At 63.9% G+C, this 12,652-nt stretch carries 12 protein-coding genes; 5 read left to right on the top strand and 7 right to left on the bottom strand.

Annotated elements, in window-relative coordinates:
- Positions 1-199: 199 nt before the first annotated feature.
- Together pgm and LRQ04_RS04735 are read right to left on the bottom strand one after the other, a co-directional pair.
- Positions 200-1,861 carry a phosphoglucomutase (alpha-D-glucose-1,6-bisphosphate-dependent) gene (gene pgm, locus LRQ04_RS04740; protein ID WP_235518017.1) on the bottom strand — a complete coding sequence of 554 codons (1,662 nt, stop codon included), beginning with the start codon at positions 1,859-1,861 and terminating at the stop codon, positions 200-202.
- Positions 1,862-2,060: 199 nt separating this feature from the next.
- A complete protein-coding gene (locus LRQ04_RS04735; protein WP_235518016.1) occupies positions 2,061-2,816 on the bottom strand; it encodes an SDR family NAD(P)-dependent oxidoreductase in 756 nt (251 codons plus the stop codon).
- 190 nt (positions 2,817-3,006) lie between these two features.
- On the opposite strand from LRQ04_RS04735, the gene LRQ04_RS04730 reads away from it, so the two are divergent.
- Positions 3,007-3,651, top strand: a complete 645-nt coding sequence (locus tag LRQ04_RS04730) for a DUF4190 domain-containing protein (RefSeq protein WP_235518015.1) — start codon at positions 3,007-3,009, stop codon at positions 3,649-3,651.
- A 93-nt stretch (positions 3,652-3,744) separates the two neighbouring features.
- On the opposite strand, the gene LRQ04_RS04725 is transcribed toward LRQ04_RS04730, so the two are convergent.
- The 3 genes from LRQ04_RS04725 to LRQ04_RS04715 form a co-directional block, all read right to left on the bottom strand.
- Positions 3,745-5,244 carry a peptide MFS transporter gene (locus LRQ04_RS04725; protein WP_235518014.1) on the bottom strand — a complete coding sequence of 500 codons (1,500 nt, stop codon included), beginning with the start codon at positions 5,242-5,244 and terminating at the stop codon, positions 3,745-3,747.
- A 61-nt stretch (positions 5,245-5,305) separates the two neighbouring features.
- Positions 5,306-6,745 (bottom strand): amidase, encoded by a 1,440-nt coding sequence (locus LRQ04_RS04720; RefSeq protein WP_235518013.1) that lies wholly within the window; start codon positions 6,743-6,745, stop codon positions 5,306-5,308.
- A complete protein-coding gene (locus LRQ04_RS04715; protein WP_235518012.1) occupies positions 6,738-7,481 on the bottom strand; it encodes a peptidase E in 744 nt (247 codons plus the stop codon). Before LRQ04_RS04715 ends, LRQ04_RS04720 begins: the two co-directional genes overlap by 8 nt.
- Before the next feature lie 149 nt (positions 7,482-7,630).
- Here LRQ04_RS04715 and LRQ04_RS04710 point away from each other — a divergent pair, with 149 nt between their 5' ends.
- The 3 genes from LRQ04_RS04710 (at position 7,631) to LRQ04_RS04700 (ending at position 9,255) form a co-directional block, all read left to right on the top strand.
- Positions 7,631-7,957 carry a rhodanese-like domain-containing protein gene (locus LRQ04_RS04710; RefSeq protein WP_235518011.1) on the top strand — a complete coding sequence of 109 codons (327 nt, stop codon included), beginning with the start codon at positions 7,631-7,633 and terminating at the stop codon, positions 7,955-7,957.
- 29 nt (positions 7,958-7,986) lie between these two features.
- On the top strand, positions 7,987-8,919 hold the full coding sequence (gene pheA, locus LRQ04_RS04705; protein WP_235518010.1) for a prephenate dehydratase: 933 nt from the start codon (positions 7,987-7,989) through the stop codon (positions 8,917-8,919).
- A gap of 105 nt (positions 8,920-9,024) precedes the next feature.
- Entirely contained in the window at positions 9,025-9,255 is a 231-nt protein-coding gene (locus tag LRQ04_RS04700; protein ID WP_235518009.1) for a hypothetical protein, read from the top strand.
- Here LRQ04_RS04700 and LRQ04_RS04695 read toward each other — a convergent pair.
- Positions 9,252-10,313 carry a diacylglycerol kinase family protein gene (locus LRQ04_RS04695; RefSeq protein ID WP_235518008.1) on the bottom strand — a complete coding sequence of 354 codons (1,062 nt, stop codon included), beginning with the start codon at positions 10,311-10,313 and terminating at the stop codon, positions 9,252-9,254. The two genes, LRQ04_RS04700 and LRQ04_RS04695, sit on opposite strands and share 4 nt — an antisense overlap.
- A 111-nt stretch (positions 10,314-10,424) precedes the next feature.
- On the opposite strand from LRQ04_RS04695, the gene serS reads away from it, so the two are divergent.
- Entirely contained in the window at positions 10,425-11,705 is a 1,281-nt protein-coding gene (gene serS, locus LRQ04_RS04690) for a serine--tRNA ligase (protein WP_211710411.1), read from the top strand.
- Between the two features lie 100 nt (positions 11,706-11,805).
- On the opposite strand, the gene LRQ04_RS04685 is transcribed toward serS, so the two are convergent.
- On the bottom strand, positions 11,806-12,651 hold the full coding sequence (locus tag LRQ04_RS04685) for an HAD family hydrolase (RefSeq protein ID WP_235518007.1): 846 nt from the start codon (positions 12,649-12,651) through the stop codon (positions 11,806-11,808).
- Position 12,652: the final 1 nt, after the last annotated feature.

Genomic DNA, 12,652 nt, shown 5'->3' with positions numbered 1-12,652 from the left:
GGTTCTCGTTTTAAAGGTCAGCGGTGCTTCCTGTTTATGGGCCAGCGGTGTTCCAGGAGGCCGGGATGTGAGAGAGCGTTGGGGAATCCCGTCGGTTTTGTGGGAGAGCGTTGGGAAATCCCGTCTGTTTCGTGAGAGAGCGTTGGGACTCACGGACGCTCGCTCACGTCCCGCCTGTTTGGGGCGGACGCTCTCTCACCTACGAGATGACCCCGTCCACCAAGGCCTTGGCTTCTTCCTGCACCAGGGCCAGGTGGTCGGCGCCCTTGAAGGACTCAGCGTAGATCTTGTAGACGTCCTCGGTGCCGGAAGGGCGTGCCGCGAACCAGGCGTTCTCCGTAACAACCTTCAAGCCACCAATCGAAGCGCCGTTGCCAGGTGCCTCAGTGAGCTTTGCGGTGATCTCTTCGCCAGCCAAGGAAGTTGCCGTGACGTCGGCAGCGGAGAGCTTGCCCAGCTTGGATTTCTGCTCTCGTGTGGCGGCTGCATCGATGCGCGCGTATACCGGCGCACCGAACTGGTCGGTGAGGCCCTTGTAGAGCTGCGAGGGGGAGGAGCCGGTGACGGCCGTGATTTCCGAAGCCAGAAGAGCCAGCAGGATGCCGTCCTTGTCGGTGGTCCAGACGCTGCCGTCGAGCTTGTTGAAGGATGCTCCGGCTGATTCCTCGCCACCGAATGCGCCTTCGCCGGAGAGCAGGCCAGGGACGAACCACTTGAAACCGACCGGCACCTCAACCAGCTTGCGTCCGAGCCCGGAAGCAACGCGGTCGATGATCGAGGAGGAAACCAGGGTCTTGCCCACCACCGATTCGGGGTTCCAGCCACTGCGGTTCCGATAAAGGTAGTCGATGGCGACGGCGAGGTAGTGGTTGGGGTTCATGAGGCCGCCGTCAGGGGTGACAATGCCGTGGCGGTCGGCGTCGGCGTCGTTGCCGGTAGCGATGTCGTAGGCGGCTGTACCGTCCGCACCCACTGACATTCGCTTGATCAGGGAGGCCATGGCCGACGGCGACGAGCAATCCATACGGATCTTCTCGTCCCAGTCCAGGGTCATGAAAGCCCACTGCGGATCGACCGTGGGGTTAACCACCGTGAGGTTCAACTGGTGGCGCTCGCCGATTTCGCCCCAGTAGTCCACCGAAGCGCCGCCCATGGGATCTGCGCCGATGCGGACACCGGCCTCACGGATCGCGTCGAGGTTGAGCACTGAGGGGAGGTCGTCCACGTAGCTGCTCAGGAAGTCGAACTTGCCGGTGGTTTCCGCGTTCAAGGCATCGTTCAACGGAATGCGCTTCACACCACGGAGGCCGTTCTCCAGCAGTTGGTTGGCGCGGTCGGCGATCCAGCCTGTGGCGTCAGTGTCAGCCGGACCGCCATGGGGCGGGTTGTATTTGAAGCCGCCGTCACCGGGCGGGTTGTGGCTGGGGGTGACCACGATTCCGTCGGCCTGGGGCGTGCCCGGGGCTGCTTCGCGGTTGTACTTCAGGATGGCGTGGCTCAGCGCGGGCGTAGGTGTGTAGGCGTGCCGTGCGTCAACCAGCACGGTGACTCCGTTGGCGGCCAGAACTTCCAGCGCGGAGTTCTGTGCCGGTTCGCTGAGGGCGTGGGTGTCCCGTCCTATGAACAGCGGCCCGGTAATGCCCTGACGCCCGCGGTATTCGACGATTGCCTGCGTGATCGCGAGGATATGCGGCTCGTTGAACGACGCCTTCAAGCTGGATCCGCGGTGTCCAGACGTTCCAAACGCCACACGCTGCGCGGGGTCACCCAGGTCAGGCGCGACGTCGAAGTACGCGTCCAGCAGGGCTGTGATGTCTACAAGGTCTTGGGGAAGGGCAACTGTGCCCGCTCGGCTAGCCATGGGGTCCAGCATGCCAGACCTCGGGGCCTGCCGACAGGAAATGTCCGGGATCCGGTCCCTGTGACGCCGAATGGCGCCCACGGCAGCCGCCCCTGAATGAAGATTAACCTCTTGTTCAAGAACGGCTGCTAGCCAAAAGAACGCTCCGCCCCGGTCCAAGGAACCGGGGCGGAGCGGGGGTGTCAGTGAGGAGGCGCCGCTAGACAGCCGTGTAGCCGCCGTCGACAAGTACGTACGAACCGGTCATGAAGCTGGCCTTGTCAGATAGGAGGAACGTAGTGACGTTCGCGATCTCTTCTGCCTTGCCCAGGCGGCCGAGCGAGTGCTTGGCTTCGAGGCCGCTGATGACTTCCTTCGGGGCGCTGGCCAGGAGCGGGGTGTCGATGTAGCCCGGGCCGATGGCGTTGACGCGCAAGCCCTGGGCGCCGTATTCGGCGGCTGCGTTTTTGGTCAGGCCGACGACGCCGTGCTTGGCTGCGGTGTAGGCGGCATTGCCGGGTGCGGCGACGGCACCGTGGATCGATGCCATGTTGACGATTGCGCCTTCGGAAGCGCCTGCTGCGAGGATGGCCGGGATCTGGTAGCGCATTCCATACAGGACGCCGCTCAGGTTGATTCCAATAACGCGGTCCCAGTCATCGATGTCGACTTCGCCAATGGGGGCGTTGGCTCCGCCGATTCCGGCGTTGTTGACGGCGTAGTTAAGGGCACCATAGGTCTCGACGGCGAAGTCGACGGCTTTCTTGCTGTCCTCGGCAACTGCTGTGTTGCCCTGGAAGGGTACGGCTTTCCCGCCTGCGGCGGTGATCTCGTCGGCTACGCGGGTGGCGGCGTCGAGATTGACGTCCGTGACAACCACGTTGACGCCGTTCCTGGCGAGGTCCTTGCTGATCGCTTCGCCGAGCCCTGAACCGCCGCCGGTGACGAGCGCGGTTTTGCCTTCGAAGTTACCCATGATTCCTCCTTCGCGGGACTAATCCCGCAGATTTCGTAGTTAGCGCTGCTTACGTCGCTATTAGTGACAACCCTTTGCTTCCCGGTCATATTCCATGCATATGCATGAATCCCGTCACATGTGTCCTACTTATGCACCACCCCCGACGGCGGTAGTGTTGGAATCAAAGACCAGATAGCAGGGGATTCCTATGTCAGATCAGCCATCCAAGGACAACGAGGACAAGCCTGCGGGCTACCAACCGCCGCAGTACGTTCCGCCCGCACAGTTCAGCGCACCGGAGGCCAGCGCGCCGCAGCCCGCCACGCCGGATTACAGCGCGCCGGACCAGGGGGCCAACGCCACCCAGCCGATCCCGCCGCATGAGCAAAGCGCCTATACGCAAAACGACCAGGGTCAGAACGACTTCTACACCCAGCCGCAGCCCCCGAGCCAGAGCGCTTACTCGCCGGGCGACTACAGCCAGCAGCCGCCGTCGCCGTACGGCCAGCCGCCCAGCCCGTACCAGCAGCAGGCATTTGGCCAGCAGCCCTACGGCCAGACGCAGTCCCCGTACGGCCAGCCCGCGTACTACGCCATGCAGGCAGAGCCCAAAGGCCTGAGCATCGCCAGCATGTGCTGCGGCATCGCCATCTTTGTGGGCTTCGGCTTCTTCATCCTGCCGCAGATCGCAGCGGTGATCCTCGGCCACATCGCGCTCAAGCGGGAACCAGCGGGCAAAGGCATGGCCATCGCAGGCCTGGTGATGGGCTACATCGGCATTGCACTGACCGTAATCTTCGGCATCATCTTCTTTGCCGCGATCGGGGCCTCCACCAGCCGGTACAACTACTAAGCAAAAACGAACGACGGCGACCCTTGCGTCAGGTGGGAATCCCACCAGGCGCAAGGGTCGCCGTCGTTGGTCAACGTCCGGCTGTGTCGGTTGTCAGCGAACCCCGCCCATCAACTTCTTGATCGCGGGAGTTGCCGAAGCCAGGCCCACGGCGAGCACCACTGCCACGCCGCCGATGCCCAGGAAGTACGGCAGCTCGTCGTGCGGGTTGTAAAGACCGGCCAGGATGCCGGCCAGGGTGGTGCCGAGGGAGACGGACAGGAAGAACAGGGCCACCATCTGGGTGTGGAACGCCTTCGGGGCGAGCTTGGTGCTGACGGACAGGCCGATGGGGGAGAGGAACAGCTCCGCCAGCGTGAACAGGAACAGGATGCCCACCAATGCGAGCAGCGGGGTCTTGCCGTCGCCCGCAAGCGGGATGAAAGCCAGGAAAGCAATGCCCATGATGAACAGGCCCGCAGAGAACTTCAGCGGCGAACTGGGCTGCTTGGAGCCCAGTTTGGTCCAGAGGGCGGCCATGACACCGGCGAAAATGATGATGAATACCGGGTTGATTGATTGGACCCATGCGGCCGGCATTTCCCAGCCGAAGAGATTGCGGTCCAGCTTCTCCTGCGAGTAGACGGCAATGAACGTGAACTGCTGCTGGAACAGTGCCCAGAACGCGGCGGATGCGATGTAGAGCGGAATAAAGGCCACCACGCGCTTGCGCTCCAGCCCGGAAACCAAGGGGCTGCGGAAGATCAGGACCAGGTAGATCACAGAAGCTCCGATGGCGGCGTACGCCATGCTGCGGGCCAGGTTGTTGGCGTTGACGAGCCCCGTTCCCAACAGGACGCCTATCACCACAAGGATGCCCAGGAAGATCAGCCCATACTTTGTGCGGTCCTTCGCCGGGAGCGGGTTGGGGACACGGTGTGCTTCCTCGGGCAGGCGCTTGCGGCCGAGCGCGTAAATAACCAGGCCGATAGCCATGCCCACGGCCGCCGCAGCGAAGCCGATATGGAAGCCGAAGCTCGTCTGCAGCCAACCGGTAACCAACGGACCGATGAGTCCGCCGATGTTGATGCCCATGTAGAAGATGGAGAAACCTGCATCGCGGCGCTCATCCTTCTCGCCGTACAAGGTGCCAACCAAGGCCGTGGCGTTGGCTTTCAGGCCGCCGGAGCCGACGCCCACCAGGACCAAACCGGCAATGAGGCCCGGAATCCCCGGAATCAGTGCCAAAGCGATGTGGCCGCCCATGATCATGATTGCGGAGCCGAAGAGGACCTTCTCCGAGCCGAAGAGACGGTCGGCGAGCCAGGCGCCGAGGATCGTCGACAGGTAGACGCCTCCACCGTAGGCGCCCACCAGGCTGGCCGCGAGGCCCTGGTCAATGGAGAGGCCGCCCTGTTCGGCGGTGAAGTACATGTAGTAGAGCAGGATGCCCTGCATGCCGTAGAAGGAGAATCGCTCCCACATCTCCACGGAGAAGAGGCTGGCCAGCATTTTGGGATGGCCGAAGAATGACGTATCGCCCGAAGCCTTGGCAGGCTCAGCCGTGGTTTGTGGAGTGCTCATTTTTTCAATGCTGGCACTGACCGCGGGCATTGTCACATCGAAAGATGTTCAAGGCAAGCACTTTCCATATGCTAGACACGCGTGCATGCGGTCAGTAATGAGCCTCCAGGGATGCTGCCACTTGGAGAAGCTGCAGCTCAGACCCCATCCGGCCAATAAGTTGGATCCCCATCGGCAAGCCACCAACAGTTGTGTGAACCGGGATGCTGATGGCCGGCAGTCCGCACACGTTCACCATGGAGGACCATGGTGCATACTCGCACTGCCTTCTGTAGTCGTCGTCGGCGTCGCCGGACCACTCGCTCGGCCAGCGCTCGCCGCTGTGCCCACCGCCGGTGAACCAGCCGATGGGCCGAGGCGTCTGCGCCAGGGTGGGCATGAGGATCAGGTCCCACGGAGAGTACTGCGCAATCGTGTCGTGCTGGAACTGCCGGAGGAAACCCAGCGCTTCGTTGACCTTGGATGCGCTCCGCTGCTGCGCCCGCCGCCGGAACGTCCGGGTCAGCGGGGTCAGCAGCGCCTCCCGTCGGGGTGCTATCCGGGCGCTTCCGACGCCGGCGGTCCAGGCTGCGGTGAACGCTTCCGGATAGCGGTTGTCATACCGGATCTCCGCTTCGCTAACGCGGTGGCCAGCCTTTTCCAACAGTTCCAGACCCTTCGCCAGGGCCTCCATTGCTTCAGGTTCAATCTCGAACGGATAGATACCGGCCCAAGGGCTCGCCAGGCTCACGCCGATTTTCAGGGGCTCAGGCGCCCGACCCACGTTGGCGAGGTATCCGCCGTCGGGCGCCTGGTCCCGCGGGACCAGGGCGTCCATGAGCAAGGCGGCGTCGGCGGCTGTCCGGGTGAGCGGGCCGGTGACCACCAACTGCGCCGTATCGCCAGGGCTGGTGCCCACGGGCACAGTTCCCCGCCCGGGCTTCAGGCCCACCAGTCCGCAGGCACCGGCCGGAATCCGGATGGACCCGCCGCCGTCGGTCCCTGGCGCGAACGGCACCAGCCCTGCGGCCACTGCGGCAGCGCTGCCGCCCGAGGAGCCGCCGGAGCTTCTCCCCGGTGAGTGCGGATTGCGCGACGGCGGTGCCACGCGGTTTTCGCTGTGAGCCGTCAGTCCAAACTCCGGAACCTGCGTCTTACCCAGTGGGATGACGCCGTGACGCCTCAAGTGCGCCGCCAACGCGCCGTCCTCGGACGCTGGCTTGTGGTCCAGGGCCGCGCTGCCGTGCGTGGTGGGAACCCCCGCGACGTCGGTGAGGTCCTTGAACGCCGTGGGCATCCCGTGAAGCAGGGGAAGTTCTTCCAGCCTGCCCTGGCGCAAGAGGCGGGCGTGCAACTGGTCGGCGGTGTTGGCTGCGGTCAGGGCTTGTTCCTGGATGACCGTGATGAACGCGCCGAGGTGCTTGTTCCGCTCCTCGATGACGGAGAGGAAGTGTTGGGAGGCCTCGCGGGCAGACAGATCACCGGAAGCCAAGGCATCACGGAGTCCTACGGCGGTCAGGCCGGCCAGGGCCCGGGATGAAGGATCAGCCAAGGAAACGCGACTCCAACCGTTCCTCCACAGCCACGGCGTCCACACTCTCGCCCGCACCGGCCGTCACCCGGAAGGCCGCCTTGTTCTTCACCTCGGAGACCACCTCCACCAGTTCCGTGCCCCGGTAAACCAGCCCGACGCCGTCGTCCGTGCAGTGGGTTTCACCCAGCGTGCCGTTGGCCACCAACGCGTGGATGGCCGGGGCGCGGCGGGGTTCGGAGTCGTAGTGCACGCCGCTGGCGTAGGGCAGGAAGCCGAGGGCGTCTGTGACCGGGCGCAGTTCCGGACCGAAGGAGTCGGTCACGCCGCCCTGGTACCAGCAGATCGAACCGGCGGAAACGCCGGCAAGCACCACGCCGCCCTCCCAGGCCTTCCGGAGGGCCCGGTCCAGCCCATGCGCGCGCCACACCGCCAGCAGGTTCACCACCGAACCTCCGTTGACCCACACCACGTCCTGGTCCAGGAGGTGCGCTTCCGGGTCAGCGATGTTCGGCATGGTGAAAAGGTTGAGGTGGCTGAAATCGAAACCCGCAATCCTGGCGGCCTGGTCCATCTCGGCGGCCCACCAGCGTTGATCGCCGGACGCCGTGCCGATGTGCGTCACCCGCGGCGCGCGGCCCGTCACGCCGGAGAGCTCCACGGCGTAGTGCATCAAGTGGTTGAACTCGATCCTGGTGCGTTCGCCCGGCTTGTATCCGCCGGACGTCGCCAGGATGGTGGGTTGCCCAGCAGGCACAGGGTGCTCCTCACGGTTTCGATGGATTGCTTCGGGTCCAGTCTTAACGCCCGCGCTCCCGTAAGCAACCGCCTGCGGGTCCAGGTTACTGCTCCGGGCTGCGAGGACTAGGCTGGATGCTGGACTTAAATCGATGGGAAGGGACCCCAATGAGCGACTTCGACACTGTGCCTGTTGGCGACATTCCGGCTGATGCCAGCATCCTGGACGTCCGCGAAGACTACGAATGGGTGGCAGGGCACGCCGAAGGTGCACGCCACATCCCCATGGACCAGCTGCCGGCGCGCCTGGACGAGCTTGACCCGGACGACGACCTCTTCGTCATCTGCCGCACCGGCGGCCGATCTTTCCGGGCCGTTCAGTGGCTGGTCGGCCAGGGCTACTCCGCGGTGAATGTTGCCGGTGGGATGGACATGTGGCTGGAAGCAGGAAAGCCGATGGTTTCAGACAACGGGCTCAAGCCGGTAGTTCTGTAACCAACGCATATAACCAGCAAGGAATATTAATGTCGGCAGTCACCTACACGTTCCTCGGCCCCGAGGGCACCTTCACCGAGGCCGCCCTCATGCAGGTGCCGGGCGCTGCTGATGCCACCCGCATTCCCTGCACCAACGTCAACACCGCCCTGGACCGGGTCCGGGCAGGCGAAGCCGATGCGGCCATGGTCCCCATCGAGAACTCGGTTGAAGGTGGGGTCACTGCAACACTGGATGCGATTGCCACGGGCCAGGAGCTACGGATTATCCGTGAGGCCCTGGTTCCCATCACCTTCGTGCTGGTGGCGAGGCCCGGCGTCGCGCTTTCCGACATCAAGAGGATCTCGACGCACGGCCACGCCTGGGCGCAGTGCCGCCTCTGGGTAGACGAACACCTTCCGAACGCAGACTACGTTCCGGGTTCCTCGACGGCGGCCGCGGCCATGGGCCTGTTGGCGGACGACGCACCCTATGACGCGGCAATCTGCGCCCCGTTGATCGCAGCCGAACAGCCCGGGCTGAACGTCCTGGCCGCGAACATTGGCGACAACCCGGATGCCGTCACCCGTTTCATCCTGGTGAGCCGCCCCGGCCCGCTTCCTGAACGGACCGGAGCCGACAAGACCACCGTCGTGGTCCCGCTTCCCCAGGACCACCCCGGCGCCCTCATGGACATCCTGGATCAGTTCGCGTCCCGCGGCGTGAACCTCAGCAGGATCGAATCGCGGCCCACCGGACAGTATCTGGGCCACTACTTCTTCAGTATCGACGCCGATGGCCACGCCGCGGATTCGCGGGTAGCGGATGCGTTGGCGGGCCTGCACAGAATCAGCCCGGCAACCCGGTTCCTTGGCTCCTACGCCCGCGCGGACCGGCAGGCAGCCGTTGTGGCTCCGCACACGTCCGACGCGGCTTTTGCCTCCGCCCACGCGTGGGTGGACTCGCTGCTGAAGGGCTCGTAGGCGCTGTCCACAGCGCACAGCCGGTGCCCTTTCGAAGTGATCCAAGTGTGCGTATGCTTGCCTGATCCATAAACGGTGGATGAATTACCAACGAAGGGAGCGGTCATGACTGTCCACAGCGACGACAACGACGGCCAGGGCATGATCGTCAATCCCAAGCCCTCACGTGAGAACAATGATGACTGGGACGGCGACGAAGCGGATCGTGCGGATCGCCTGCGTTTTGAAGAAGAGCAGGCCATGATCAAGGAGCAGTCCGAAGCCCGGGCTGCCGCGAAAGCAGCGGCCGAAGAAGCCGAGCGAAACGCGGCCCAGCCTGACGCCGGGGCTGTCTAGGCGGTCGTCGCCTTCGGTACCCGCACCAGCAGGGAAGCTGGTTCAACCTGCACGGTGACCTTCGTGGCCTCACCGGAAGGGTCGCCGTCGAGCTGTGTGGCCATTGGCTCTTGGCTGCGGATGGTCACCTTGCCCGAGCGGTAGAAGTTCATCATGGGCAGGTTGTGCTTGTGCTTGAAGAGGATCTTTGTGTACATGGCGATCCAGCCAAACGCGCTGCGCGGACTCATCACCACGATGTCCAGCATGCCGTCGTCAATCATGGCCTGCGGAATGAAGTCGATGCCGCCCGGGATCAGTCCACAGTTGGCGAACAGCACGCTGCGGATCTTGCGTGCCTGTTCGGGCTCGTCATCCATGGTGATGCTGACGCGCTTCCGTCGGCCCGGCAGGTGGCGCACGCCGGCTTCGGTGTAGGCAAGCCAGCCGACGGTTTTCTTGAGGTCTTCCCGGGTATCCCCGACAACCTCGGCGTCCAGGCCCATGCCCGCGATCACCAGGAACGTGTGCGTGGATGCGTGGCCGGTGATGCTGTTGCTGATGGCCATGGTGGCGGTGTCGATGTAGCGCTGGTGGCCGAACAGTGCTGTCTGGATGCAGCCCTCCATGTCGGTGACATCCAGATCGACATTGCGTGCCAGCAGGTTTCCGGTGCCCACGGGAATGAGGCCCATCGCCACATTCTTGTGGGCCAGGCACTCGGCCACCACGCGGACTGTTCCGTCGCCACCACACGCCAGGATGACGTCGGCACGGTCGGCCAGCGCTTGGCGTGACTGGCCATAACCGGGGTCTTCCACCGTCGTTTCATAGAACCGGGGCGCGTCCCAGCCGGCGAGCTCGCACGCATCGATGATGGCCTGGCGGGCAACGTCGGCGTTGTTCTTTACCGGGTTCAGGATCACGGCAACCTTCTGGTCGCCGGGGTTCGGCTTGTGCGCATCCTCCCGAACGGCGCTCCTGATGTGGCGGGCTTTCAACCGGCGCACACCCCACCAACTGGAGACGGCAAACGCCACGCCCCCAGCGAGAATCACGTACAGGATCCAGTCGCTCATGGTGCTCCAACACTATCCCGCTGGGCTGCCCTGTTTCGCCGGATCGTGGACAGTCCGGGGTTTGGACGCCGGCGCACCGGGAAATCGCGGCCGGTTCGATAGTCTTGTGTGGTGATCGACGTAAAAGACCTCAGCGAAAATCCGGACAAGTTCCGTGCCAGCCAGCGCGCCCGTGGTGCCGATGAGTCCGTTGTGGACGCGATCATCTCCGCTGACGCCGATCGCCGTGCAGCACTGATCCGCCACGAAACACTCCGCGCTGAGCAGAATGCTTTCGGCAAGAAGGTGGCCCAGGCCAAGGGTGAGGAAAAGCAGGCCCTTCTGGCCGAGGTCAAGGAGCTCGCCAACTCAGTCAAGGCCGCTTCCGCTGAAGCCGCCGCAGCCCAGGCCAAGCAGGAGGAGCTCCTGCGTGTCATCCCCAACCTCGTTGTGGACGGCGTGCCCGAGGGCGGCGAAGACGACTACGTCGTGGTCAAGACCGTCGGCACCCCCCGTGAATTCACCGATTTCGAGCCGAAGGACCACCTGGAAATCGGCGAACTGATCGGCGCGATCGACATGGAACGTGGTGCCAAGGTCTCCGGTTCACGCTTCTACTTCCTCCGCGGCGTTGGTGCCCGGCTGGAAATGGCGTTGCTGCAGATGGCCATGGAACAGGCAATCGACGCGGGCTTCGTCCCCATGATCACCCCTACTTTGGTGCGTCCGGAGACCATGCAGGGCACCGGTTTCGATGTAAAGCACGACGCCGAGATCTACCGTCTCGCTGAAGACGACCTTTACCTTGTGGGCACCTCGGAAGTGGCCCTCGCCGGCTACCACGCGGACGAGATCCTGGACCTCTCCGCAGGCCCCATCCGTTATGCGGGCCAAAGCTCCTGCTACCGCCGCGAGGCCGGTTCGCACGGCAAGGACACCCGGGGCATCATCCGAGTGCACCAGTTCAACAAGGTGGAGATGTTCATCTACACCACCGTTGAGGAAGCTGCCGCCGAGCATGAGCGCCTGCTGGCCTGGGAAGAGGAAATGCTGGCCAAGTGCGAGCTCCCTTACCGCGTGATCGATACGGCAGCAGGAGACCTGGGCATGTCCGCAGCCCGCAAGTTCGACTGCGAAGCCTGGGTCCCCACGCAGAACGCCTACCGCGAGCTCACCTCAACGTCCAACTGCACCACGTTCCAAGCGCGCCGGCTCAACATCCGTGAACGCGTGATCAACGACGAAGGTGTCGCCAAGGGCACCCGTGCTGTGGCCACGTTGAACGGTACGTTGGCCACTACGCGTTGGATCGTGGCCATCCTTGAGCACCACCAGAACCCGGACGGCTCGGTCAATGTTCCCAAGGCGCTGCAGAAGTACCTTGGCGGACTCGAGGTCCTGCCCGTTCTCTAGGTTTTCGTCTGCGGCTACTACAGACCCGCCCTTGTTTGCTGAGCCCGCCCTTGTGCGGCTTGTGAGGCCAACAAGGGCGGGTTTAGCTGTTGAGTGGCAGTTACAGCAGGCCGCGCAAAACCAAGGCTGCGCCGTCGTCGAGCACTGACGCGGTGACCTCATCAGCAACGGCGAGGACCTCATCCGGAGCCTGGCCCATGGCAACGCCGCGGCCGGCCCACGTGAGCATCTCGATGTCGTTGCGGCCGTCGCCCACGGCCACTGTGTTGGCCTGGTCCGTGCCGAGCTTCTGCCGCAGCGCTTCCAAAGCACTGGCCTTCGTGACGCCCTCGGCAGCGATATCCAACCAGGCCGTCCAGCCGACGGAATAGGTCACGCCGGACAGCCCGATGTGCCGGATTGCCTCGTTGAACTCTTCCGAGGTGTTGTCAGTGCTGAAAACCACCACGCGGACCGCGGTAGCGTCCAGCATCGTTTGGAAGTCGACGCCGATGGACTCCACGCCGAAACTGGCATCCTGGAAGCGTTCGGTGGAAAGGAAGTTTCCGTCCTCATCCTCGAGCGCGTACTTGGCGTTAGGCAGCCGTTTCCGCAGTGCCTGCAGTGCCGGAGCGGGATCAAACGTGGCCTTGTGGATGATCTCGTAGCCGGACTCCACTGCGGGGTCCAGCCGGAGCGTTACGCCGCCGTTGCAGCAGACCGCGTAACCCCGCTCCAGGCCGATCTGTTCGATGATGGGAAGCGTGGCATTGAGTGAGCGGCCCGTAGCGATCATGACGTCATGCCCGCTGGCCACAACGGCCTGTGCAGCGGATCGGACAGCCGGGGACATGTGGCCGTCGTGATCGACGAGTGTGCCGTCGACGTCCAAAGCGATCATGAGCTTGTTGTTGTTGTTGAGCTGGTCATCGATGCCAGCAACTGGAGTATCAGTCAGAATAGTCATG

It is taken from the genome of Paenarthrobacter sp. AR 02, from assembly GCF_021538675.1.
Lineage (GTDB): Bacteria > Actinomycetota > Actinomycetes > Actinomycetales > Micrococcaceae > Arthrobacter.
This window is presented reverse-complemented; position numbering and strand designations above follow the sequence as displayed.